A 22,787-nucleotide genomic window follows, 5' to 3' on the forward strand; every position below is an offset into this window, starting at 1 on the left:
TAAACGCCAAATTAATACTTCAATGTATATATTGGGCATGGAAATACAATTGAAACTACGAATTATTCGACACCGAGAACGTCTACCTGCCCAAATCGACCGTTCCAATCCGATATTGAAGTTCACCGTTCGGTGCCTGAAACAACGAGTGAACGTTCTCGATCAAAACAATTACAAGTATTACCGGTTCAGAACCGGGCCGCTCGTGACAGTACCTCCGTCGTCATCGCATTCAGCAGGAACGAACCCGAGCCCACATCCGAATGGAGGGGGCGAGTCCCACGAGAGTCGAGACGATAACAGAGCCAGGGCCGGGATTTGAACCCGGGAACTCTCGATTACAAGTCGAGTGCATGTACCGCCCATGCTCCCCTGGCGCGGTCTGTGAGTTATCCCTCATCCTTTGAGTGTGTATCGTTTTTCATCGACCCCTCGAGTCGACGTTCGAAACCGATTCGAAACGGTGTATATCCTGCTTGCCGGTAAAACTGCCTGGCCGCTTCATTGGCTGCCATCGCCTCGAGGGAGATCACGTCGACGCCTCGCTCGACGAGGTCGGACTCGACCGCCTCCAGGAGCCGCGAACCGAGACCCTGTCCCCGGAGGGCAGGGTCGACGTACAGGTTCGAGAGCAAGCCACGCGTACAATCGAGGTCGAGGGATCCGTGTTCGACCGAAAACGAGGCGAAGCCGACGATCGAACCACGATGCCGCGCGACGAGCAGTCCGCCATCTACCTGGTGGGCTCTGAGCAGCGCCTGCATCGTTTCCCGGTTCGATTCAGCGTGCACGTGCGAGCCGTGCTGGCGTTGATTGATGGCCAACCGTACCCATAGCTCGGTGATCGCCTCGAGATCGTCGGGCGTCGCCGGTTCGATCGTGATGTCGTCGGTGTCCGTCATTCGTCGTCTCCTCCCGATAGTCGGTGCGTGTCACTCGAGCACGCGAACCAATATAATCGCTGTCGAACCGGAACTGGTGCATCTTCGCCAGCCGTTCGCTCGCCCACCACACGCAGGGTGTCGGCTACACCTGCCGGCAGTCAGTACAGACGAGCTGACCGTTTGCCTCCTGTAGCGACTCGGCCAGGGTGCCACACGCCTCACAGACGCCCTGTGTCGAGAACTCGTCGTTCCCGTCTGTGGCGTACTCGGTCGCGAGACCGGCACCTTCGCCGCCAGGATTCGAAACGGCCCCCTCGCTCGCAGCCGGTTTAGCAGTTGCCCCCTGGAACGATCCCGCGACGACGATGACGTCACGCTGGGTGAGGACACCGGCGATGCCGTCGCCGTTCTCGACGACGAGATTTCGGATGTTCTCCCGTGCCATCATATCCGCCGCGTCCGTGAGCGAGTGATCGGCGTCGATGGTCAACACGGGCGCGGACATGACGTCACCAACTGTCGTTTCGGCAGGATCGTCCTCGCGTTCGACGACGCCGAGGACGTCCCACTCGGTCATGATGCCGACGGCTGTCGATCCCCGGACGACGAGCACGCAGCCGGCGCGCTCTTCTCGCATCAACGTCACCGCCCCGTGAACGGTGTCTGACTCGCTTACACCGACGTACTCAGTCGTCAGGGCTTCCCTGACCGACAGATCCGATTCCATGTTCGAATACACTTCACAAACGACCTAAAAGGTACCTCCGGCACGTTTATACAGTCACACACTGAAGATTTGATTTCTGTCCCGACCCGGCCGCGTCGGTCACTCTGGTCTACTTGTGCAGTTCGGCGCGCGTACTGTTCGCTCGACAGCGCTCGAGGGCGTGTTTTGCCTCGTATCCGGCTTCGTGCGCGGTCGCGCCGGTACCGATGCCAACCTGTAACTCGACCTCGACGTCCGACTGGACGTGATCGATCGCATCGAGGTAATCCGCGCGCTCGAGGTCGGGGCAGACGACGATGACGTTGTCGCCGCCGACGAAAAACGAGAGGCTGTCGTGGGCGTGGCGCATGTAGCGCATGAGCGAGGCGTAGCCCTGTTCGATCTCGATGAAGCTATCGAAGGCGTTGAGTTCGTCGGTGTACTCGCCGGTCGCGTCGATGACGTCGAAGTGTGCGATCTGGACGTCGTCGTTCGTTCGGTGGGCATCGTCGATCGTTCGGCCGTCGAGGATCTGTCGACGGTGTTCGTCCTGGGCGCTGCCGGCGTCCTGGATCAGGCCGGTGGCGTCGGAGAGCGCCTGCACCGGCGTCGTGCCCGTCGCCACGCCGAGACTGAGCGTGACCGGATACCGGTTACCGACGGATTCTTGCAAGAGCGCGTGATCCTCGAAATCAAGCCCGTTGGTGACGGCGATCATGTTGTCGAAACGGGTGAAAAAGACGTAGCCGTCCCGGTTGCCGACGAATTGCGAGATGTCCGCATAGAGGCGTGACTGGAGCGTCTGTAAGTCGGCCTCGCGTCGCGGCTCGGGGGTCACTGTCCACGGCCCGTAGTTATCGATCTGGAAGAGAGTCACCTGCGTGTTCGTCACAGTACCTGATCGTTTCGAACGGTATCGTATAAACGATACGTAATCCAGATTCGTGATGACGTCCAGCATTCGCTCGCGAGCGCTATCATCTCCTTCAATAGCGCTGTCATCATCCGCAAAATCACTCTCGTGCCTGCAATGGTTCGTCTCGGATCCCGCGCTCGAGGTGACGTGGGTGAGAACTCAGGCCGATTTCTTCTCCGGGTCGGCGCCGACGGGGTGGTAGTCCCAGAAGTTTCCGGCGCGCATGGCCCGGCCGACGGCTTTGTGCATGTCCGTGATCGTCTCGAACTCTGCCTGGTCGACGTACTCGAAGATGTCGCTGAGGGCGACGACTTTCTTGGAGTTGATCCGGATTGGCTCGGTGCCGTGGGCCTCGACGAATTCGTCGCGCGAGAGCGGGAAATCCTCGTCCTCGTCGACCTTCTTCGCGATGATCGCCATATCGAACTTCCGCATCCCTTCGCTGCCCTCCTCGCCGTCGGGGTCGTGTGGCCAGTCCATACTGGAGCGTGTGCGCGGGGGTTGCAAAAGGATTTCTCCTCGGCGGCGATGGAACAGTGCTCGAGCCGTCCCCCAGACTCGCTCAATCAGACTCGGCTGGCTGCTGTGGCTCCTCGAGCAGTTCCGTCCGGTGTTCGTCGAGAAGCGGTGCCCGGCCGCGCGGTCGCGGTGGCGTCTCGCTCATCTTGATCGGACTGCCGGCGATGTCGACGGGTCGGTCAGCCCCCGGCTGATCGACGGAGACGAGCATCTCGCGGGCGTGGACGTGCGGGTCGTCGAAGATGTCGTCCGTGTTCTGCACCGGCGCTACCGGGACGGATCCCTCGAGCGTCTCACAGATGTCGTCGCTCGAGCGCTCGCGTGTCCACGCGCGAATCTCTTCCCGAAGTGCGTCGCGGTGAGCGAGGCGACGGTCGGGGTTTGGATAGTCGGTGGCCAGATCCGGTCGTTCCATCGCCTCACAGAGGGCCTTCCAGTGGTTGGTGCCGAAGGCGGCGATGACGACGTAGCCATCAGCGGCCTCGAAAGCGTCGTAGGGGAACAGCGTCGGGTGGGAGTTGCCTTGTCGGGTCGGCGCCGCCCCGGTGTAGGAGTGCTGGTAGATGGCTCTCTCGGTCATGCTTATCATCGCGTCGTACATCGCGGTGTCCACGTACTGTCCCTCGCCCGTCCGGTCGCGGTGATGGAGCGCCGCTAGGATGCCGACGCAGTTGAGCGTGGCCGTAAAGAGGTCGCCGATGCCGGGGCCGACTTTCGTCGGAGGGCTGTCCTCGAAGCCGGTGATCTCCATCACGCCCCCGAGCGCCTGCGCGATAATGTCGAAGGAGGGCTGACCCTGTCGGTGGGTTTCACCGGTTCGTGGATCACCGAAGCCACGAATCGAGGAGTAGATGAGTTCGGGGTTTTGCGCGCGCAGGGTTTCGTAACCCAGGTCGAATCGTTCCATCGTGCCCGCCCGGAAGTTTTCGACGACAACGTCGGCTTCCGTAACGAGCGAGAGGAATTCCTCGCGCCCGCGTTCGGAGTCGAAATCGATCTCGAGACTGCGTTTACCCCGGTTGACGCTCTGGAAGTAGCCGCCGTAGGCTTCGGCGTCGGGATCGTCGACAAACGGCGGGTTTGGGCGAATCAGATCGCCACCAGGTCGTTCGACTTTGACCACGTCGGCCCCCATATCGGCGAGCAACATCGTACAGTACGGGCCGGCAAGCACCTGCGTCAGATCCAGCACGCGAAGTCTCGAGAGCGCTCCCATAGCCTCACGTCACGGACGGGTGTGAAAAACGTTTACTATAAATCATGACAGTGTTATTTTCTCTCACGGAAAGTGTGTTAGGGCGTATTAGGAGTAATATCATGATCAACCATTAACTTTAAACACCGGTCTATCATGGTTGTGCACACTCATGTCCCGTACGGTCGTTCTCGGGGTCATCGGTTCCGACGCCCACGTCGTCGGCATCACGATCCTCGAGCAGGCGTTCAGTGCAGCTGGATTCACGGTCATCAACCTCGGCGTTCAGACCTCCCAGGCGGAGTTCGCCGAGGCCGCAGTCGCCCACGACGCCGAGGCCGTACTGGTCTCCTCGCTCTACGGCCACGCCGAGCAGGACTGTCAGGGCTTTCAAGAGGTTCTCGAGGCCCACGGGGTCGACGCCGTCACCTACATCGGCGGCAACCTCGCGGTCGGTCAGGACGACTTCGAACAGACCCGCGAGACGTTCGAAGCCCTCGGGTTCGACCGCGTCTTTGACTCCGAGACTGAGCCAGCGGAGGCCATCGCAGCCCTGAAGCGAGACCTCCAGATCACGACGAGCGAACAGGAGCGGGCCACCGTGACATCGTAGATGATACGCGACGAACGCATTCCAGCCGACGAGTTGCAACGCATCGACGAACAGCTTCGGAGTGAGTGGCCGACGGGCGACGCCGTCGACTTCGAGGAGGCGGTCCGCTATCACGAGTCGCTGCCCGCGCACAAACGGTTTGCCGAGGTTCTCGAGACTGCCGACCAACCGCTGTTACAGCCTCGAGCAGGGGTGCCACGTTTAGGGGATCAGATCGAGTTGCTTCGCTACCTCCAAGAAGAAGGCGAAGCCGACCTGTTACCGACGACGATCGACTCCTACACGCGCGACAACGAGTACGGAAAGGCGCAGGAAGGCCTCGAGAATGCTCGGGAGTCGGGCGAGGACACGCTCAACGGCTTCCCGGCCGTAAACCACGGCGTCGACGGCTGTCGGGAGTTGATCAATGCCGTCGACGCGCCGATCGAGGTGCGCCACGGTACCCCCGACGCGCGCCTGTTGGCGGCGATCACCTTCGCCGGCGGCTTCCAGAGCTTCGAGGGCGGACCGATATCGTACAACATCCCCTACACTAAACGCCACGATCTGGCGACGACCATCGAACACTGGCAGTTCGTCGATCGGCTCGCCGGGGCTTACACCGAACGCGGCGTGCGGATCAACCGCGAGCCGTTCGGGCCGCTAACGGGGACGCTCGTTCCACCCAGTATCGCCATCACCGTGATGTTGCTCGAGGGGCTGCTCGCGGCGACCCAGGGCGTCCGCTCGCTCACGCTCGGGTACGGACAGGTGGGGAACGTCGTCCAGGACGTCGCCGCTCTGCGTGCGCTCCGGTCGCTGGGCGAGGCGTACCTCCCCGAAGAGGTCCGCGTGACGACGGTCTTCCACGAGTGGATGGGCGGTTTTCCGCCTGACGAAGCCCGTGCCAGCGGCGTCATCGGGCTGGGCGGAATAACGGCCGCGATCGCCCAGCCGGACAAGGTCATCACGAAGTCCCCACAGGAGTTCCAGGGCGTTCCGACGAAGGAGGCCAACGCGGCCGGCCTCCGCACGACCAGACAGATCATCGATATGGCTATCGAACAACGAATCGACATCGACGGCATCGAGGACGAACAGGCGCTGATCGAACGCGAAACGCGACAACTCGTGGACAGCGTCTTCGATCACGGCGACGATGACGTCGCACGGGGAACCATCTTGGCGTTCGAATCAGGGGCCCTCGACGTCCCATTCGCACCCAGCGACAGTGCACACGGGGCCGTCCTACCAGCTCGAGACGACGACGGCCGCGTTCGTATCCTCGAGTTCGGCGACCTCGCACTCGAAGACGACGTCAAGGAGATCCACGGTGCGCGTCTCGCTCGACGTGCAGAAACCGAAGGGCGAAAGCGTTCGTTCAGGATGGTCGCCGACGACGTCGACGCGATCAGTGACGGTCGCCTTATCGGTCGCCCGAACGGAGGTGAACGGCGTGCAGATTGAGGCCCTCCGGGCCACGCCGGGCGTCGCCGGCTTCTACGCGGACGACCAGCGAGCGATCAAGAACGGCGCCACGTCGGATGGCTTCGCCTACGAGGGCACCCCGCTCACCGACGGCTTTCGGGCAATCCGTCAGGCGGGCGAGGCGCTGCTCGTTGACCTCGAGTTGAGCGACGGGACGGTCGTCCGGGGCGACTGCGCTGCCGTTCAATATTCCGGAGCCGGCGGGCGAGATTCATTGTTTGGCGCTGATGCGTACGCGCCAGTTCTCAACGGGCCCGTGGCCGACGCGCTCGTTGGCCGCGACCCACGAGTGTTCGGCGAGAACGCGGCCGTTCTCGAGTCACTCCGTGTGGATTCCGGATCTGGCTGCGGCAACGAACGCGGACGGCTCCACACCGCAGTCAGGTACGGCGTCTCTCAGGCGCTGCTCGCGGCGGCCGCCCGAACCAGACGAACCACGATGACCGACGTCCTCGCCGACCACCTCGGAACGGAGCCGTCGACCGAGCCGATTCCGGTCTTCGGACAGTCCGGCGACGACAGACGGACGAACGCCGAGAAGATGCTCATCAAGGGCGTGCCCGTCCTCCCACATGGCCTGTTCAACAGCCGCTCGAAGATGGGTACCACCGGGGAGAGACTCCAGCAATACCTCGAGTGGCTGCACGACCGAACGGCCGACCTCGGCCCGGAGGGGTACGAACCGCGCTTTCACGTCGACGTCTACGGCATGATCGGCGAACTGTTCGGTGCGCCGTTCGACAGCGACGAGGTGCTCGAATACGTCGCCAGCCTCGACGCGGCGACCGGGTCGATTCCGCTCCAGCTCGAGGGGCCGATGGACGTCGGCACCCGTGAGGATCAGATTCACGCGATGTGTGAACTGCGCGAGGGACTGGCCGACGCGGGCATCGACGTCGACATCGTCGCCGACGAGTGGTGTAACACGCTCGAGGACGTTCGGGCGTTCGTCGACGCCGGGGCGGCGGACGTCGTCCAGGTGAAAACACCTGACCTCGGTGGGATTCACCGAAGCGGCGAGGCGGTTCGCTACTGCCGTGGAACCGACACTCGAGCCTATCTGGGCGGCACCTGCAACGAGACGAACGTCTCAGCCCGCGCCTGCGCGCACGTCGCGCTCGCGACGAACGCCGCCCAGGTGCTGGCCAAACCCGGCATGGGCTTCGACGAGGGCTACATGATCGTCGAAAACGAGATGCGCCGAACGTTGGCGCGACGCCGGGAGTCGCCCGCTGGATCGAGCGACGCCGAGGGGGTCACCGCCGATGACTGAGTACGAGTGGACGGATCCGGACACCTTCGCGTCCGTCCTCGAGCGCGTGGAAACTCGCGAGAAAGGCCACTTCTTCGAGGATTTCGAGGAGGGGGAAACGATCGAGCACGACCCCGGCCTTCGATTGACCCGCTGGGGAAACGAACTGTGGACGAGCCAGACGCTGAACCACGATCCGTTCTACTGGCGGGCGGACGCCGCTCGAGAGCGTGGTCAGGAGGAGACGCCGATCCATCCCGACTACCTGCTCGCCGCGACCCTCGGCTGCACGGTCGAGGATCTGAGCGAGAAAGGCGGCTACTTCCTCGGCCGGACGAACGTGCAGTTTCCGACCGACCCCGTCGCTCCCGGTATCGACCTGCGCGTCGAGAGCGAGGTGCTCGAGACCACGCGCTCGAACTCGCGACCCGAGTACGGGATCGTTACCTGGCACACGCGCGGCTACGACGCCGACACCGACCGAACGCTCTGTGCCTACGAGCGGACGAACATGATTCCACGACGGGAGCCGACCGAGGGCCTCGAGACCGACGGTGGTCGTGCGGACTCGAGCGACAATGTGAGTGGTTCCGATGGGAGTGATTCGAGCGATGAACCCGACGACCAGCGGACGCTCCCGGAGACGTTCGTTATCCCCGAGGGCACCGCCTTCGAGGACTTCGAGGCGGCTCTCGAGCGCGCCCCCGACCGAGATACCGCGGTCGCCTACCGACACGAACGCGGCCGGACGATGGACGACCTGACGGTCGCTGGACTCCCGCTCGCCACGTTGAACACGGCGAAACAACACCACAACGTCGACGTCATGGCGGACTCCCCCTCCGGCGATATCGTCACCTACGGGGACGTCACCCGGTCAACGGCGCTCGGGCACGCCCGCTCGGACGAGCAGACGCTCCGGGAAGTGCGCTTTACGGACGAACGCTTCCACACGTTCGTCACCCCCGGCGACACAGTCTACTGTTTCACGCGCGTGCTCGAGACCAGCCGCGAGACGACGACGGCGAACGAGCGAGCCGGCACCGTCCACTTCGAACACGTCGCGTTCAACCAGCACGACGAACCGGTGTACTCTGGCCGCCGAACCGCAGAGATCGCGACTCGAGATGCCAGCAACTGACGCGATATTCCACCAAGTGACGCGAGATGCCACGAACTGAGACAATACGAATTGACAGCCACACATGACAGCTAACACCACCAACAGCACCAGCAGCACAAACACCACCATCACCACCTGCAGAACCTTCCAGACCGCACCGGCGGCCGTTCCGCGAGACGACACGGCGAAGTACCTCCGTTCGGGGCTCACCGCCGAGGGGTTTCAGGCACCCGACTGGCTCGTGCCCGACCTCGAGGACGGCACGGCTCTCGACATGAAATCCGAGGGACTCGAGAACGTCTGTGACCTCGTTCCCGATCACGACTTTCCCGGCGAGATCTGGCCGCGCGTCCAGTGGAGCTACGACGACGAGGGCTTCCGCGAGCAGGGTCGGAGGGAAATCGATACGCTCCTCGCCGAGCTCGGGACGAAAATCGACGGCGTCGTCGTCCCGAAGGTTGGCCGCCGCGCGGACGTCGAGCGCGCGCTCACAGCCGTCGCCGACGCGGAATCGGACGCGGGGCTCCAGGACGGCTCCATCGACCTCTCGGTCATCGTCGAGACCGCCCGCGCCAGATCCGACCTTCGAGAGATTGCCCGACTCGGTGCGGACTCGAGACTTACCGCACTCGTCTTCGGGCCCGTCGACTACACGGCCGAACTCGGCGGCCGCGACCTCGGTGATGGCCGCCCGCAGTGGGACGGCCTGCTCGAGGCGATGTCGAACGAGGCGAGCGCGAACGACCTGCTCGCGATCGGCGGCCCCTTCGACGACCTCTTTCGGGAACGATCGGGCGTGACGATCTACAACGCAGACGGCTACGCCGATCAGGTCGAGCGCGAGGCCCGGATCGGGCTGGACGGGTCGTGGTCGCTGTACCCCAAACAGACGATCCAGGCCAACCGGATCCACATGCCCACGGCGACGGAACTCGAGCGGGACGTCCACAGGATCGAGGCGTTCAACGAGGCGAAAGCCGCGGGAACGGGAGCGGTGACGATCGACGGCCAGATGGTCGACGAGGCGACGTTCAAGAATTTCCGGAACACGGTCGAGACCGTTCGTGCGATCCACCGAACGCGCCCCGAACAGACGACCGAACTGTACGACGACGGGGTGCTCAAGCGGGCACTGGATCTCGACGTATCGTATCGGTGAGGCGGTCGGGACGGTGTTTGTCGGCCACCGCGGCTACTCGTCGAGTACCGCACTCGAGTCGTCCCGCGGTCGGTACGCGAGTCCCTGGATCGTCTCCGTCAACGAGAGGAATCTGTCGGCGTTGTTCGAGATGCCGTGTGCCGTGACTGCGTGTTGGGAGAGTGAGGCCGACACCGACGCCTCGAGCAGTCGCTGACAGTCGTCCGGACTTAACCACATCGCACGGGCGTATCGTTCTCCCGACCCGTCGCGTTCGGCACAGACGGCCTGGAGTTCGTCCGCCGACAGCAGCCAGCCAATTCGGAGGTTCACGACCTCGAGGCCGTGGCGGCTGGCGTAGTACGCGCCCATCGCCTCGCCGAACACCTTGCTCACGCCGTAGTAGCTATCGGGGCTGGGCGAATCGTCGGGACGGACGACCAACGGATTGCCCTGGGTCGTCTCGACCCGGGTCGGTTCCACGACGTTGTCGGCGTTGACCGCGTGATTCGAACTGGCGAAGACGACACGCTCGAGTCCGTTCTCGAGGGCCGCCTCGAACGCGTTGTACGCGCCGTCGATGTTCGGTTCCCGAACCTCGTTCCAGTCGGCCGTGGGCGACGGGTTCGCCGCCAGGTGAACCAGGACGTCGGCTCCCTCGAGTGCATCGACGAAGGCGTCGTAGTCGGCGACCTCGAGCGTCTCGGTGTCGAGATCGTCGTGTTCGCTGTGGCTGAAGAGCCGACACTCGTACTCGGAAAGCGCCTCGATCGTCTGTCGGCCAACGCTGCCTGAAGCACCCGTGATGGCGACCGTGCGGTCGGTCGACTGGGCGTCTGCTGACATGCCTCTAGCGACGACCGTACGTCCGAAATAGGGTGGGTCGGCGCGTGCCGGTGTGCGGTGTGAGGTATCACGGGCTGGTGGCCTCTCGAGATTGACTGCCCAGTGCCACATCCTCCATATGCCGTTCGAAGTCTGTCGAGCGTCCCTGGTGATCGGTCACATCCCGCTCGCTCGAGTCCTCAAGTTCCGTCCTCACATCCACTCCGATTCCCCGGATGACCGCTACAGGTCGATCGCGTCCGGATCGGGCGTCGGCAGCGACCGATGCTGGCGGGGCGGAACCAGGTAGTTCGCCCGCCGCAACACCGTCATATACTGCTGGATGCCGTTGTTCGTCACCGGACCAATCGCAGACTGGTCGGCGATGTCCGACCCCGTCATCGCCTCGCGGGTCGCGACGAAATCCTCGATGTTCCGCTGGTGGGAGAGAAAGTGCAGGCCCGCCTCACCGTCGTCAGTCGAATTAAAATCCCGACGGAGGATGATCGGCTCGCCGTCTTCGCGCGCACGCGCGGACTTCTGTGCGTGACCGACCATCCCATGCTCGTGGGCGTCCTCGAGCGTGCGTTCTGCGCAGTCCTCGACTTGGCTCGAGTCGCCGAGGTTGTCCCCAGCGCCCTCGATTCGCCCTTCGTCGGCGTGGGCCGGACAGAACATCTTGCGCTCGCGAATTTCGCGGCTGTCCTGTTCGTACCACTGGTTGAGCGAGAGACGAATCCACGAGAGGTGAGTCGTCGTCCCGCCGGCGAACGGCCCTTCCTGAATCGTCACCCGATCCTCGGAGGCCTGGTTCTTCTTGAAGCCCGACTTGAAGCCCATAAACAGCGGTGCGTCCTCGGAGACGGGTTCACTGTCGGGAATCCCGCGAATGCCCTCCTGGTTCTCCGCTGGCAGTCCCGGCCCGATGAATCCTGTCCGCCGTTCAGCAATGTCGAAGATGCCCGCGAGCGTGTCCGCGACGTCGACGCCGTTGACTTCATCGAGGTCGCCCGTGAGGGCTTCCTCGGCGCTCAAAATGACGGATCCACGGTCGCTCGCGAGGTGAATGATCGCGTCGTACGCGTCGAATTCTGGACTCTCGATCGGCGAGAGCGCTCTCGGTTCCGGGAGGGCGACGCTGTCCGGCAATGGCTCGTCGAAGCGTTCGAAGTACGACGGCCCGTAGCAGACGGTGAACAACAGCCCGTCGCTCCCGCGTTCGTAGGCCCGCTCGAGGGTTTCGAAGGCCGCCTCGACGCGTTCGCGTTCGGCTGGTGTGGGGCCGTCGCCGACGTACTCGAGGTGGAGACAGACGTGGTGTTCGGGGGCGACCGAGTTACCGTGCTCGTCCGTTCGCTCGAACGCCGTCCAGGCGTGCTGGCGATCGGGCAGCGTCTCGAGTTCCTCGGGTGGGACTCCCTGTGGCGGCTCGTCCCCCGACTCTCGATCCAGACAGGCAGCGAGTGCGCTTGCCCCGCCGATGGCGACGGCGCTCCGGACGAACGCCCGGCGCGAAATCGTACGCGACGACCGACTCATATCGATCCCTCGGGTCTGGTGGCTAATGGGGGTTGTGGTGCACGTGTCGGAACCTGCGAAAAAGCGCCCAGCGAAAGTGCGCCCAGCGAGAAAGCGGTCGTAGACTGTCCAATCCGTCGAACACTTCGGATACCCTGGTACAACCGATACGCGTTTCGTCACTGGACGTGTCTGATGGGAGCATGGAACAGATCGAGACGTTCGAAACGATCGATGCCCCGCCCGATGTCGTCTGGGACGTCCTGCTCGAGTTCGACGCCTATCCCGAGTGGAATCCGTTCATCCGTGCGATCGAGGGGAGCCCGATCGAAGGCGAACGCCTCACCGTCGAGATCCAGCCGCCAGGTTCACGCATTACGACGGTTCGCCCTGAGGTGCTGTTCGTCGAGGAGAACCGCCGACTCGTCTGGGTTGGGCACCTGCTCGTCCCCTACGCGTTCGACGGCTACCACGAATTTCACCTCGAGCCGATCGAGGAGGGGAGGAAGACCATGCTCTTACAACGTGAGACGTTCCGCGGTGCGCTGGTGCCGATCCTGTTCGACGGCGACCGGATTGAACGCGGATTCAGGGGAATGAACGAGGCGATCAAGGCTCGAGCGGAGTCTCGCGTGCGTGCAACCGCCTGACCGCTCGATTGAGATTCGATTACGCCCCTGCACGCCGTTACGTCTCGGTCTATTGAAGTTCCGACAGTTCTCGAAGCGACGTAATTTCGTGAGTCGGGTCGCCGTGATAACCGAACTCTGCGAACGAATACCCCTCCCGGTGTGATCGGCGGATGAACGCCGAATCAATCTCGAGTGCTTCTGCGACCGCGACGTCGACCCAGCTATCCCCGACGTACAGCGGGTTCGAACATCCCATCTCGTCGATCGCTCGATCGAGGTAGTACGGCGTCGGCTTCTTGCGTTCGATACCTTTCACCGTCGGTTCGCGGCCATAGTAGGGATCGAACGCCTCGAGTTCGAAGTGGTCGACGATGTTTTCGATCGTCTCGTGCTGGTTGTTGCTGACGATCCCCATCGGTCTCGAGATCGACTCGAGCGCCGTCACGTCGTCGTAAAGCGTCTTCCGGCCGGCACGAATCTCCTCGTACTGGACGTCGATCGCTGCCCGTTCGCGTGCTTCCCACAGCGTGGACGGTTCCAGCTCGTACCGGTCGGTGATCGCCTCGAGTTCATCGACCGTGGGTGAGATCAGTGTGTTAAGTTCGTCGTCGGTCGGGTCGGTGACGCCGTGGCGCTCGAACGCCTGCGACATCGCCCGACGAAGCGCCTCGTAGCTGGTCGGCGTCGTCAACACGCCGTCGTTATCGAAGACGACTGCGTCGTATTGCATTCGCGTGGGAGTACGGGTCGAAGGGTTTTCGGACTTACGGGCACACTCGAGTGTGGTTTCCGTGGCGCTCCAACGCGAGTTCGTAGCGCTCTACCAGAACACTCGCGCTGACGACCAGCCGAGAGTTCAACTAAGCGGTAGCGCGGAGTCGCCTTCTGCTCACGGCTTCGCCGTTCGAACGGTCAGCGGAACCTTTGGTTCCGCGTTATCCTCAAAAGCGAGCGAAGCGAGCGGTAGGGAGGGGAGGAGCGTGTTCGTATAGTCGTTCGAAAGGCGGGCCTTTCGTGATGACGAGAGACTCTGTCTCTCGAACCACTGTGCAAAACGATAGTCTATAAATAGCCATTGGACTATATTGAATATGTGGCAGACGACTACGTACATCGGACGGCAATCACCCGCCTCTCGATAGACGGCGAGCAACGCGACTTGCTCGAAGAGACCATCACCGAGTGGAAACGGGGCTGCCAACTCGCCACAGACCTCGCGTGGGGATGTTGCAACGCCAAGAGCGACGTGCAACCCCTCGCCTACGACGCTGTGCGCGAAGAGACTGACCTCGGTAGTCAGCACGCGATTCTCGCCACCCACCAAGCCGCACAAGCCATCACCGGCTGTATCGAACGCCGGTCAAAGCGCAAGAAAGTCAGCAAACCGACGTTCACTGCGCCGACCGTAAAATACGATACACGGACGATGACGGTGTTCGATGACGACACTGTCTCCCTCTCCACGACGGGGAGCCGGGTTCGATGTTCGCTTGACCTTCCCGACGTCGACAATGGCTATCAGCGACAGTACCTCGACTCGGACGAATGGAGCGTCACGGAAAGCACGCTCACCGCCCGAGACGGTGAGTTCTTCCTGCATATCGGCTTCCGCCGGTACAAGAACGACACCGAACGAAATACCGCCGAGGACGGGACGATCCTCGGGGTTGACCTCGGTATCGAAAACCTCGCTGTCACCAGCACCGCCTACTTCTTCAGCGGGCGGAAGCTAACCCACCGGCTCCGCGAGTTCGAGAAGGTACGCGCCGGATTACAACAGACCGGAACGCGAAGTGCTCACCGAACACTCGTACAGTCGAGTGGCCGGGAACTTCGTTACGTCCGCGACGTGCTTCATCGGGCGTCAAACGCGCTGATAGACGAAGCACTCCGCTACGACTGTGACGTAATCGCGTTCGAGGATCTAACCCACATCCGCGACCGCACGGGCGCGTCGTGGGGGCACAAGTGGGCGTTCCGAACCCTCTATGAGTACGTCGAGTACAAAGCCGAAGCCGTCGGTATCTCGGTGAAGCAAGTCGGGTCGGCGTACACGTCGAAGCGGTGTTCTGAGTGCGGATTTACCGCAAGCGAGAATCGCTCGTCGCGTAACGAGTTCCGATGCGTGAAGTGTGGGTCGGAAGCGAACGCCGATTACAATGCGGCGAAGAACATCGGTATGCGGTATGTCCGTCGAGGCCAACAGTCGTCTCGGCGGATGGGCGACAGTCAACTCGCCCTGAAGTCTGGAACGGTGACGCCGAAGCGCGGATTTACCGCCTACCCCGATGGGTTCGAGGCCGAGTTCACGGACAAGCCCCACCCTCCACGAGCGAGGCCGTCAGGCCGAGCGAAGTAGGGTGGGGTAGTTGACATACGAACCCGCAGTCAACACCGGTGATGGACGGACACTCGCGTCTACGCGTTCGCACCCGGAGCCCCTTGCTGGCAGGTTCCGCGTTCGGTTCCGAGCATCGGTACCCGTTGGCCGGCCCCGACCAACCGGGAGTCCGCAACTCGAGGGTGACTGATGGGTCATAGAGCGCTCGTCGCCTACCGCCGCCCCGATCACCTCTACGATCTTCGCTACAGTCACTGGGGTGGTGACGACCTCGACGTCCTCGAGTATCTCTCGGCGGAGACGCCGCTGGCCCGTAGTCGGATCGACTCGGAACTCCTGGCCGACTCCGTGTCGCTCGACGGCGTCTTGGCCGACTTCCTCGACCCCTGTGGCTACGAGGCCCTGATCCTCGTGTCGCCCACCTTCACGATCCGAGCCTATCGCGTCCTCTGGCTCGAGTGGGGCGACGGCCGCGATCAGGGGCGCGGCGCACTGGTCGAGGTCGAGCCGGGCGACTGTGATCTGACCGTCCGAACCTGGTTTCGTGCCACCAAAACGGCAGTCGCGGACGTCGTCGAAATGGGCGTCCTCTCGAGACGTGCGGCCCAGTCGTACCTCGAGGCGCGTATCGCCGAGGACGAAAACGGCTACTTCTACACGTACGGGGCGACGGCGGCTGACGAGGATACAACTGATGCGTTCGATGGGTTTCTGGGTAACAATTTGTGTGAGTGACGTGAGTCTGCAGTTCTGGACATGACAGTGAATTCTCAGGACGCCCAGCTCACGATTCTCGAGCGCTCAACCCCAGCTGTTTACCGTCCCGGACTTCGGAAAAGGTCGGAATCCGAGTGGGTTGGGGCAGATTTGGCTGCCGCGCTCCGCTGCGCTCCGCGCCCGCGTCCATCGAGTTTGTGTGCGGAGTCCATAACCAATGGCTGTCACACAACCACGAAAAGTATCCGAGCTATTCATCCGAGAACGCGAAGGAGAACGGGCAAAGGCAACAATCTACAAAGACAGAGACGTACTCAACCAGTTCACCACCTGGTGCGAAAACAACCAGATAGATTCAATCCGGGATCTCGATGGAACCGTTCTGCTCGAGTACAAACTGTTCCTGCAAGACGATCCGAACAAAGCTGACTCCACCATCCGGAATCACTTCAGCACGCTCAGAACATACTTCAGATTCTGCCGACGGATTGACGCAACTCGGGAGGATCAACACCTCTATGAGAAGCTGAAAACCCCTGACTTTGCTAAAGGAGAGCTGTCTCGGGACGATATGATGGAAACAGAACGAGTCAAAGAGCTACTGGAATACTTGCGGAAGTTCGAATATGCCAGCAGTCGTCATACTATGTTCATCGTGTTCTGGCATACAGGGTGTCGGCGTGGTGCTCTCCGAGGACTGGATCTACATGACTACGAGAGAGTCAAGCAACGAGAACACGGCAAACACGGGGTTCTCAAATTCAGGCACCGTCCTGATACGGATACGCCGTTAAAGAACAAAGCCTCTGGACAGCGGGAAGTGATTGTTTGGCCCAGCATCGGGGAAATCATTGAAGACTACATCGATACCAAACGTATCAAAATAGAAGATGAAAATGGCAGGAAGCCGCTGATAACCAGTAGTATGGGGCGGTATGCGATTTCATCAATTCAAAGGCAGATCTACGGGGTTACTCGACCCTGCTACTACTCAAACAGTTGTCCGCACGGACGAGAAATAGAGAACTGTGAGGCGTATAATTACAACAAATCAAACAAGTGCCCGTCGTCGTTGTCTCCACACCCAATGCGTCGGACGGCAATCACGTACCATTTGGAAGAAAAAGACTGGACATACGAAGCGGCATCAGGCCGATTCGACGTGTCGCAGAAAATCTTGGACGAACACTACGACGAGTCTACCGATGAAGGGAGAATGAAAACTCGAGCATCAATGCACTTCGACGGTGATCAGGGGGTAATCTGACGTGCTCTAAACCACCCTTACAGCAGTCCAAGTAGATTCGTTGAACTCTACTCGTAGTAATCCAGTTGCTCTACCACGTCAGCAAACGCAACGTTTTCTTGCACCTGATTGATTTCTATCCGGACTCGTTCTCCTTTCTCTGTATCCGACACAATAACCACGTAGCCGCGCTCAACACGTGCAATACCGTCTCCTTGTTCTCCTATGCCCTCAATATCAACCACACGCGTTTCACCTGTTTCCACGGGCGGCTCCAGCGAGCTCTCTTTCTGTTCCGGTTCCCGTTCTGGTTGTGGCTTCTCGATTGATTCATCAAGGGTAGACAACACCGCAACTCGGTACGGGATTCCTTCATCTACATCGCCGAGCCGGAGTTCTTGTTCCGGAATCTCAATAATATATGATCCATCTCGTTCTTCAATGCGTCCTGAAAACATGCACAGAAGCTGGTCAGAAATCTCCATTGAACAGATCTCACCTCGAAAATCAGGTTACGAGTCCTTGAGTCTACCGTCGGTGACACTGCCGCGTTTTCGCTGTGTCCATATTTGACAGCAAGAAACCGGGCATCAGAGCGCCGTCCTTGAATTCGAATTTTGTGTTCAGCGGGAATGCGCCCACTCTTGCCACACCTCCTCAGATGACTGCGTTGCAATCCTTGTTCGGTGATGTGTTTCAGGGGTCGTGCTGAATACAGGGCGCGAATGTGGCACTCGGCAGGATCGACCATCGCAAAGATGAAAGTTCAGTACAGAGTCGGTACTGAGCGCCACCACTGCCCCGAGTGTCCGATGTTCTTCCGGAGTACTGGCGACCTTTAGACCCACTACAACGGAGAACTCGGTTCCGTGACTGAATTCGCTGAGCGGTTAGGACAGCTGGGTTTGTAGCGGTTGGTAAGTGACAATTTGCAACTCGTGTGAAAACAACCCTCGACTGTCAGTTCACCTATGACCTAGTAACTTCATGAAAAACAAGAATACGATAACCGAGAGTACGCCCATGACAAACAAAAGTGTAATATGTCTGAGTATAACTCTGGCAAGCGCATATAACGAAGGGGCATCAGAGTGCATCACGATATATTCTACAGCAGTCACAGTTGCGCTATTCACGACAAGGTTCTCTACAACATTTACAGCACTCATTGTCATTGCATATGACCGGTTAGATTACATATGAGTTCAGTAATACCGATCCCTGTGAGGATGGCTCGTCGCTTCATATATGGTTTCTTAGAGTCACCAGCAAGTACTTTCTGGTGAGCTAATAATAACATGCTCTAAATTGGTACAGTGATGGCGTCTCAACCCCACAGGTCAAAGTAAAAGATGCGATTCTGTATTGCTAAACTCATGCTCTGAGTCGGTCAAGTCGTTTCTGATAGGGATCAGGTAGTTCGTTCAGCTTTTGCTGAACTCACAGCGTGAATGTGTTATCGGGTGAACCTGACACTACGGCTGAGACAGACCGGTCAGTACAGAGTATAGATGCAGCACATTGACCTCGTTTATTTCAATCACATTGGGTGGAACCAACCGATATGTACGGGTGCTTACCGATCACCGTTGGCTCTATCAGTTCCTATTAGTACTGGAACTGATGCGCTGAATTGAAGGCCCGAATGAATGTTGCATGAGTTGAGTTCGATTTGCTAAGAGTGGCGATCAGTCAGTACAGGTAATTTTCAGATTACCGATTGGAAAGAGCCATGTTAATCGACTCACAGAGACTGGGTTCTAATCCGCTATCCCGGTACCCTGCGGCGAGATTGACATCTACGGCCCAGTATCGGTTTTCGTTATCTTTGACGAGATCAACCCCAACGCCCCGGAGATCGAGTCGGTTGACGAGACGACGCAAACGTCGAGTAAGCGTCAGTCTGGGGCGTACATGAGTGAGGAATCGTTTGGGGCCATAGAGCTTCGAGGTAACGAGCTTGGCCGCCGTCTGGACTCGTGTTCCATCGTTTACCGCGTAGTATTTGTAATCGACAGGCTTCGTGTGGATCAACTGTTGATAGAAATCTCCCTCGCCGTTCAGTTCGGGATCGCCATGCCAGATGTAGTAGGGTTTTGCAACGTACTCAAACTCGGGTTTCTCGAAGGATAGTCTAGGAGTCCGAAATCCGACCGCCTCGAGCGCTCGTAGCCCAATTAGTCGTGAACTCAACGCCATCGTTGCGACGAGGTTGTTCCACAGGGGCGTTCCCGTTTGTCGTGCATACCTGAGAGCGGAGAGATTGAATGGGAAAACCTGCTTATTGACGAGCAAAGCAAGATCGTCGATGTGACTCGGAGAGAGTTCGGATCGCGGCTCAAAGAACCGAACGGTATATCCCGATTTCCGAAGTTGGCTGGCGACGGCAGTGAAGACCGGCTGATCACCCTTACAAAGAATCCCGATTTGCTCCGCGTTAGCCGTCTTCATCGATAGCAGATGTATGTGTGTCAGACAGAATAATCCTCCGTGCAGTTTCGCCCCCTGCTACTGCAGTCAAAACAATCAGCAACTGCTTCGGCCGCACTGAGCGATCACTACCTTCGTGCAACATTCGCGCTCTGTATTTAGCAAATCTAATCTATCAACTACTGTAGAGATATGATGCGAAATAATGAGTTGAGTTGATAACCCCTATCAAAAAAACTTCCAAGACCAAGTCCGCAATGGGCGCAGCAAAAAGCGAACCTCACGCGCGGTTCCTACTTGATGATAAGGGCCGTAGTGGCGCGGCGCTTCCAGCTGGAAAATTCTGCTGGCAAAGGTTCCAAAGACAGAATACGGTTGGAAACAGTTATCATTCCAGTCTTCTTCGGTATAATCGCACTACGGCTCGACGGCTAAGGCAGTGACTTCATGAAATCCGAGAACCGGCAGAAGGGTTCTTTATAAGGGACTCTACGCCGTCTGTGGGTTCACGCGAAGGAACTGAGCGTATGGGTTGGGGCAGATTTGAACTGCCGACTTCCTCCGTGTGAAGGAGGTATCATAACCGGACTAGATCACCAACCCGCACGAGATGGTATCCGGGGGCGAAACTTAAGCGTTCCTTTCAGCGATTACCGTCGATGCCAGCGATCCCGGCTGCCACTCGAGTCCTTGGACTCATCACGCTCGAACTCGGGTAATTCGACTCAGACACGACTTCCGCTGTCACCAATCACGTACACGCTCAGTACGTCGGCGACTCCTCGACCGACCCATCGCGCTGGTTGACCACTCGAGCGAGCGTAAACAACCCGTCGGATAATCGGTTGAGATACTGCACGGCATCTTCGTTCACTGCGTTTGGCTCGCTCTCCTGGAGGGTAACAGCCCGTCGTTCCGCTCGTCGACACACCGCTCGAGCGTGATGCAACCTGGAACCCGACTCGCTCCCAGAGGGGAGGATGAACGAACGCAACGGCTCGAGTTCTTCGTCGTGATTGTCGATCCAGTTCTCGACTGTGTCGACGTGGTCGTCGGTGATCATCGGATCGTCCTCATCGGGATCTGGATTGGCGAAATCCGCCTGGACGATGTGGAGGTGGTTCTGTACCGCTCGGAGCTGGTCGTCGATATCGTCGTGGCCCGTCGGTCGAATCGTCCCGATGAGCGCGTTGAGTTCGTCGACGGTTCCGTAGGCCTCGATTCGGGGATCCGTCTTCGAGACGCGCGTCATGTCTCGGAGATCCGTTCCGCCGTCGTCTCCGCGTCCGGTATAGATCGGCATTACTGGAGTCAATGGGCGGTGGTGACTTAATGGGATTGACGAACGCACGTTTGCACCCCTCACCCCAATTCTATATCCCAACATACAGTTTATGTGTTCGCGCCACGACGGTGAATCAGTACGTTAAACATCCCTGGAACCAGACCTAGCCCCATGATGGAACTCGAAGCCGACTGTCCGGACTGTGGTGAGCAAACGTTCTACCGCGCAGCGAGCACGACGCTCCACCTCGGCGAGAAAGTCAAGTGGCACTGCCCACACTGCGATTACGGGTTCGTGGAGATCAACGGGATCGACTCGAGCGCGGTCTAAGGCATCGATTCCTCTCTGGGCTCGTTTTCAACCGAATCTGCTCGGCAGCTACGTACGGTGTTCAACGATCACGATCAGGACGGTCTATAGAGTGCATCGCTTCAAACGGGACTGTCCTGGCCTCGAGCGGAGCTATACTGCCTCGAGCGGGGTGTAGAGACCTCGAGCGGAGCTGTACAGGTCTTGCCCGGCTATTGGTGTAGCCTCGACGTACAAACACCATCCTTCTCGCCGTAAAGAGATCCGCTAAGCAGTCAGGCAAATCAGCGGTGGAGAGCTTCCTCTCTCGCTGCGAGGGATTTAGCCAGTCGACGAGGTAACCTGGCTGCTCGGTCGGAACGTCCGGTTCTAGCGGTCGAATAGGGGGATACGATGGACGAGTCGTTCGACCGGCACAATACCCACCACGCTGCACGCTCAACTTCTGGATTTTGCGTGATCTTCACCGACAGTGTCTCTCGAACCATTTTACAGCTGGCCCCGATTCTGTCGTGAGGACTCGAGGGTATCGTCTGTCACCTCTTCCCTACCTATTATCTTCGCATTCCCGTCACGAACCATTCGTCACGGTTTCACTTTTCGTCGCCCCCGTAGCTCGAACCTTCCTGCTCGACCGTTCGTCCTACACTTCGCCACCACATTCGTCGTTTTCGTACACGAGATGCTGGTATATGCGATCGAGCACCCATCGGTGTTATTTCTCTGTGTCACATGTCTTCTAGTCCGATTGCCCACTTTTTCCGAGTAGTTCATCTCCAGCGTCTCGAGGTCTCGCCTGTCATAACCGTCGATACTCCCCTGGTGAGAGTGCGGGGTAGAGCAGTGTCTCGCTAGTGTTCATCGTACAGCCTGTATGGGTGTCAGGATCTTCCAGTCACACAGCGGGTGTCGATTACGGGGATTCGAGAGAACGCCCTGTGCTTTAGCGAGATGATGAATCCGAACCAGTTTGACATCCTCTACACGACTGCAGTCGTGGGGTTTCTCACGTTCAGGGCCGAGTCGGTCTCGACCCCGACGGAGGCAACGTCCCGACCACGGTGGTTGGTCTCGGTTTGTAGGCGGTGCGTCGAGGCGATGAGCGTGTGGTGACGCCAGTCCACGTGGACTCTCTCGCTAACACCCGACGGTTCGTGGGATGCAAGTGGATTCCCAAGCACACAACGCCTCTTACGAGGCTCGACGCACAAGCCCACAGACCACAGCCAGCCGCCAGTGGATCGGTCAGTGTGCCGTCTGGGGCGGAGAACGACCTGTTGTCGTTCGAAAGATCCGAGATCTTTCGTGATGACGAGACGGCAAACCGTCTCCACTATCCCACGAAGGAATCCTCGTGCTTCAGCGCGGGAAGGGCATCAACACACATCCGTCACTCACCTGGTCGATGTGCCCGTGAAGTGGAACCTGTCCGTACCCTCGGCCTCCAACTGTCGACCCACAGCGTGTCTTCGTTGCGTGCCTCGTTGGGGGTATTGATCGTATTTGTCGGGAAATGCGAATTCGTCGATACGCTCGCGGTCGAAGTCGGATTGTGCGATTCACTCACCGAGTGAATCGTTGGTTTCGATTTGACTTTGTCGACGAGGTGGTGATCCACTCTCCACCTTTCAGATCACATGGCCGTTTTCCGCCAAGGGGCGTCCAAGCAGC

21 protein-coding genes and 2 tRNA genes are annotated in these 22,787 nt (G+C 59.7%); 10 read left to right on the plus strand and 13 right to left on the minus strand.

Going from position 1 to position 22,787, the window contains the following annotated elements; genetic code table 11:
- Window positions 1–303 precede the first annotated feature (303 nt).
- The 6 genes from NGM68_RS13920 to mct form a co-directional block, all read right to left on the minus strand.
- Window positions 304–377: transfer RNA gene (locus tag NGM68_RS13920), tRNA-Thr, on the minus strand.
- Window positions 378–389: 12 nt separating this feature from the next.
- Window positions 390–902, minus strand: a complete 513-nt coding sequence (locus tag NGM68_RS13925; protein WP_252698841.1) for a GNAT family N-acetyltransferase — start codon at window positions 900–902, stop codon at window positions 390–392.
- 124 nt (window positions 903–1,026) lie between these two features.
- Window positions 1,027–1,611 carry a CBS domain-containing protein gene (locus NGM68_RS13930; protein ID WP_252698842.1) on the minus strand — a complete coding sequence of 195 codons (585 nt, stop codon included), beginning with the start codon at window positions 1,609–1,611 and terminating at the stop codon, window positions 1,027–1,029.
- A 109-nt stretch (window positions 1,612–1,720) separates the two neighbouring features.
- Entirely contained in the window at window positions 1,721–2,482 is a 762-nt protein-coding gene (locus NGM68_RS13935) for a GTP cyclohydrolase III (RefSeq protein ID WP_252698843.1), read from the minus strand.
- A gap of 183 nt (window positions 2,483–2,665) precedes the next feature.
- Window positions 2,666–2,986, minus strand: coding sequence for a DUF5785 family protein (locus tag NGM68_RS13940; RefSeq protein WP_252698844.1), 321 nt, complete (start codon window positions 2,984–2,986; stop codon window positions 2,666–2,668).
- A gap of 82 nt (window positions 2,987–3,068) precedes the next feature.
- Window positions 3,069–4,241 (minus strand): succinyl-CoA:mesaconate CoA-transferase, encoded by a 1,173-nt coding sequence (gene mct, locus NGM68_RS13945; RefSeq protein WP_252698845.1) that lies wholly within the window; start codon window positions 4,239–4,241, stop codon window positions 3,069–3,071.
- 151 nt (window positions 4,242–4,392) lie between these two features.
- Here mct and glmS point away from each other — a divergent pair, with 151 nt between their 5' ends.
- The 5 genes from glmS (at window position 4,393) to citE (ending at window position 9,834) form a co-directional block, all read left to right on the plus strand.
- Window positions 4,393–4,833, plus strand: coding sequence for a methylaspartate mutase subunit S (glmS, locus tag NGM68_RS13950; protein ID WP_252698846.1), 441 nt, complete (start codon window positions 4,393–4,395; stop codon window positions 4,831–4,833).
- Window positions 4,834–6,279, plus strand: coding sequence for a methylaspartate mutase subunit E (locus NGM68_RS13955; RefSeq protein ID WP_252698847.1), 1,446 nt, complete (start codon window positions 4,834–4,836; stop codon window positions 6,277–6,279).
- Complete coding sequence (locus NGM68_RS13960; RefSeq protein WP_252698848.1) at window positions 6,269–7,573, plus strand: methylaspartate ammonia-lyase; 1,305 nt, start codon at window positions 6,269–6,271, stop codon at window positions 7,571–7,573. Before NGM68_RS13955 ends, NGM68_RS13960 begins: the two co-directional genes overlap by 11 nt.
- Entirely contained in the window at window positions 7,566–8,693 is a 1,128-nt protein-coding gene (gene mch / locus NGM68_RS13965; RefSeq protein ID WP_252698849.1) for a 2-methylfumaryl-CoA hydratase, read from the plus strand. The genes NGM68_RS13960 and mch overlap by 8 nt, the downstream gene beginning before the upstream one ends.
- 64 nt (window positions 8,694–8,757) lie before the next feature.
- Window positions 8,758–9,834 (plus strand): L-malyl-CoA/beta-methylmalyl-CoA lyase, encoded by a 1,077-nt coding sequence (citE, locus tag NGM68_RS13970; protein WP_252698850.1) that lies wholly within the window; start codon window positions 8,758–8,760, stop codon window positions 9,832–9,834.
- A 33-nt stretch (window positions 9,835–9,867) separates the two neighbouring features.
- Here the strand turns inward: citE and NGM68_RS13975 are convergent, their stop codons facing one another.
- On the minus strand, window positions 9,868–10,659 hold the full coding sequence (locus NGM68_RS13975) for an NAD-dependent epimerase/dehydratase family protein (RefSeq protein ID WP_252698851.1): 792 nt from the start codon (window positions 10,657–10,659) through the stop codon (window positions 9,868–9,870).
- A gap of 222 nt (window positions 10,660–10,881) precedes the next feature.
- Complete coding sequence (locus tag NGM68_RS13980; RefSeq protein WP_252698852.1) at window positions 10,882–12,177, minus strand: DUF7405 family protein; 1,296 nt, start codon at window positions 12,175–12,177, stop codon at window positions 10,882–10,884.
- A 182-nt stretch (window positions 12,178–12,359) separates the two neighbouring features.
- On the opposite strand from NGM68_RS13980, the gene NGM68_RS13985 reads away from it, so the two are divergent.
- On the plus strand, window positions 12,360–12,806 hold the full coding sequence (locus tag NGM68_RS13985; RefSeq protein ID WP_252698853.1) for an SRPBCC domain-containing protein: 447 nt from the start codon (window positions 12,360–12,362) through the stop codon (window positions 12,804–12,806).
- Window positions 12,807–12,855: 49 nt separating this feature from the next.
- On the opposite strand, the gene NGM68_RS13990 is transcribed toward NGM68_RS13985, so the two are convergent.
- Entirely contained in the window at window positions 12,856–13,518 is a 663-nt protein-coding gene (locus NGM68_RS13990) for an HAD family hydrolase (protein ID WP_252698854.1), read from the minus strand.
- A 363-nt stretch (window positions 13,519–13,881) separates the two neighbouring features.
- On the opposite strand from NGM68_RS13990, the gene NGM68_RS13995 reads away from it, so the two are divergent.
- The 3 genes from NGM68_RS13995 to NGM68_RS14005 all read left to right on the plus strand — a co-directional run bounded on the left by NGM68_RS13995 (window position 13,882) and on the right by NGM68_RS14005 (window position 17,113).
- The gene (locus NGM68_RS13995) at window positions 13,882–15,147 is read left to right on the plus strand and encodes an RNA-guided endonuclease InsQ/TnpB family protein (RefSeq protein WP_252698855.1); all 1,266 of its coding nucleotides are present in this window, start codon (window positions 13,882–13,884) and stop codon (window positions 15,145–15,147) included.
- Between the two features lie 171 nt (window positions 15,148–15,318).
- Complete coding sequence (locus tag NGM68_RS14000; RefSeq protein WP_252698856.1) at window positions 15,319–15,864, plus strand: DUF6735 family protein; 546 nt, start codon at window positions 15,319–15,321, stop codon at window positions 15,862–15,864.
- Between the two features lie 199 nt (window positions 15,865–16,063).
- A complete protein-coding gene (locus NGM68_RS14005; protein WP_252698857.1) occupies window positions 16,064–17,113 on the plus strand; it encodes a tyrosine-type recombinase/integrase in 1,050 nt (349 codons plus the stop codon).
- A gap of 47 nt (window positions 17,114–17,160) precedes the next feature.
- On the opposite strand, the gene NGM68_RS14010 is transcribed toward NGM68_RS14005, so the two are convergent.
- The 4 genes from NGM68_RS14010 to NGM68_RS14025 form a co-directional block, all read right to left on the minus strand.
- The gene (locus tag NGM68_RS14010) at window positions 17,161–17,577 is read right to left on the minus strand and encodes a TRAM domain-containing protein (RefSeq protein ID WP_252698858.1); all 417 of its coding nucleotides are present in this window, start codon (window positions 17,575–17,577) and stop codon (window positions 17,161–17,163) included.
- A 1,228-nt stretch (window positions 17,578–18,805) separates the two neighbouring features.
- Window positions 18,806–19,543: an ATP-grasp domain-containing protein gene (locus NGM68_RS14015; RefSeq protein WP_252698859.1), complete on the minus strand. Its 738-nt coding sequence runs from the start codon at window positions 19,541–19,543 to the stop codon at window positions 18,806–18,808.
- Window positions 19,544–20,050: 507 nt separating this feature from the next.
- Window positions 20,051–20,125: transfer RNA gene (locus NGM68_RS14020), tRNA-Val, on the minus strand.
- A gap of 160 nt (window positions 20,126–20,285) precedes the next feature.
- Window positions 20,286–20,825 carry a cob(I)yrinic acid a,c-diamide adenosyltransferase gene (locus NGM68_RS14025; RefSeq protein WP_252698860.1) on the minus strand — a complete coding sequence of 180 codons (540 nt, stop codon included), beginning with the start codon at window positions 20,823–20,825 and terminating at the stop codon, window positions 20,286–20,288.
- A gap of 153 nt (window positions 20,826–20,978) precedes the next feature.
- Between NGM68_RS14025 and NGM68_RS14030 the strand changes: the two genes are divergently transcribed.
- Window positions 20,979–21,137, plus strand: a complete 159-nt coding sequence (locus tag NGM68_RS14030; protein ID WP_252701458.1) for a DUF7838 family putative zinc beta-ribbon protein — start codon at window positions 20,979–20,981, stop codon at window positions 21,135–21,137.
- The last annotated feature ends 1,650 nt before the right edge of the window (window positions 21,138–22,787 follow it).

The organism is Natronosalvus vescus (genome assembly GCF_023973145.1).
GTDB classification, from domain to species: domain Archaea; phylum Halobacteriota; class Halobacteria; order Halobacteriales; family Natrialbaceae; genus Natronosalvus; species Natronosalvus vescus.

Coding starts and splice junctions, on each gene's coding strand:
- NGM68_RS13925 (WP_252698841.1), bottom strand. CDS start 902: ATGACGGACACCGACGACATCACGATCGAACCGGCGACGCCCGACGAT.
- NGM68_RS13930 (WP_252698842.1), bottom strand. CDS start 1,611: ATGGAATCGGATCTGTCGGTCAGGGAAGCCCTGACGACTGAGTACGTC.
- NGM68_RS13940 (WP_252698844.1), bottom strand. CDS start 2,986: ATGGACTGGCCACACGACCCCGACGGCGAGGAGGGCAGCGAAGGGATG.
- mct (WP_252698845.1), bottom strand. CDS start 4,241: ATGGGAGCGCTCTCGAGACTTCGCGTGCTGGATCTGACGCAGGTGCTT.
- glmS (WP_252698846.1), top strand. CDS start 4,393: ATGTCCCGTACGGTCGTTCTCGGGGTCATCGGTTCCGACGCCCACGTC.
- NGM68_RS13955 (WP_252698847.1), top strand. CDS start 4,834: ATGATACGCGACGAACGCATTCCAGCCGACGAGTTGCAACGCATCGAC.
- mch (WP_252698849.1), top strand. CDS start 7,566: ATGACTGAGTACGAGTGGACGGATCCGGACACCTTCGCGTCCGTCCTC.
- citE (WP_252698850.1), top strand. CDS start 8,758: ATGACAGCTAACACCACCAACAGCACCAGCAGCACAAACACCACCATC.
- NGM68_RS13975 (WP_252698851.1), bottom strand. CDS start 10,659: ATGTCAGCAGACGCCCAGTCGACCGACCGCACGGTCGCCATCACGGGT.
- NGM68_RS13980 (WP_252698852.1), bottom strand. CDS start 12,177: ATGAGTCGGTCGTCGCGTACGATTTCGCGCCGGGCGTTCGTCCGGAGC.
- NGM68_RS13985 (WP_252698853.1), top strand. CDS start 12,360: ATGGAACAGATCGAGACGTTCGAAACGATCGATGCCCCGCCCGATGTC.
- NGM68_RS13990 (WP_252698854.1), bottom strand. CDS start 13,518: ATGCAATACGACGCAGTCGTCTTCGATAACGACGGCGTGTTGACGACG.
- NGM68_RS14000 (WP_252698856.1), top strand. CDS start 15,319: ATGGGTCATAGAGCGCTCGTCGCCTACCGCCGCCCCGATCACCTCTAC.
- NGM68_RS14005 (WP_252698857.1), top strand. CDS start 16,064: ATGGCTGTCACACAACCACGAAAAGTATCCGAGCTATTCATCCGAGAA.
- NGM68_RS14010 (WP_252698858.1), bottom strand. CDS start 17,577: ATGGAGATTTCTGACCAGCTTCTGTGCATGTTTTCAGGACGCATTGAA.
- NGM68_RS14015 (WP_252698859.1), bottom strand. CDS start 19,543: ATGAAGACGGCTAACGCGGAGCAAATCGGGATTCTTTGTAAGGGTGAT.
- NGM68_RS14025 (WP_252698860.1), bottom strand. CDS start 20,825: ATGCCGATCTATACCGGACGCGGAGACGACGGCGGAACGGATCTCCGA.
- NGM68_RS14030 (WP_252701458.1), top strand. CDS start 20,979: ATGATGGAACTCGAAGCCGACTGTCCGGACTGTGGTGAGCAAACGTTC.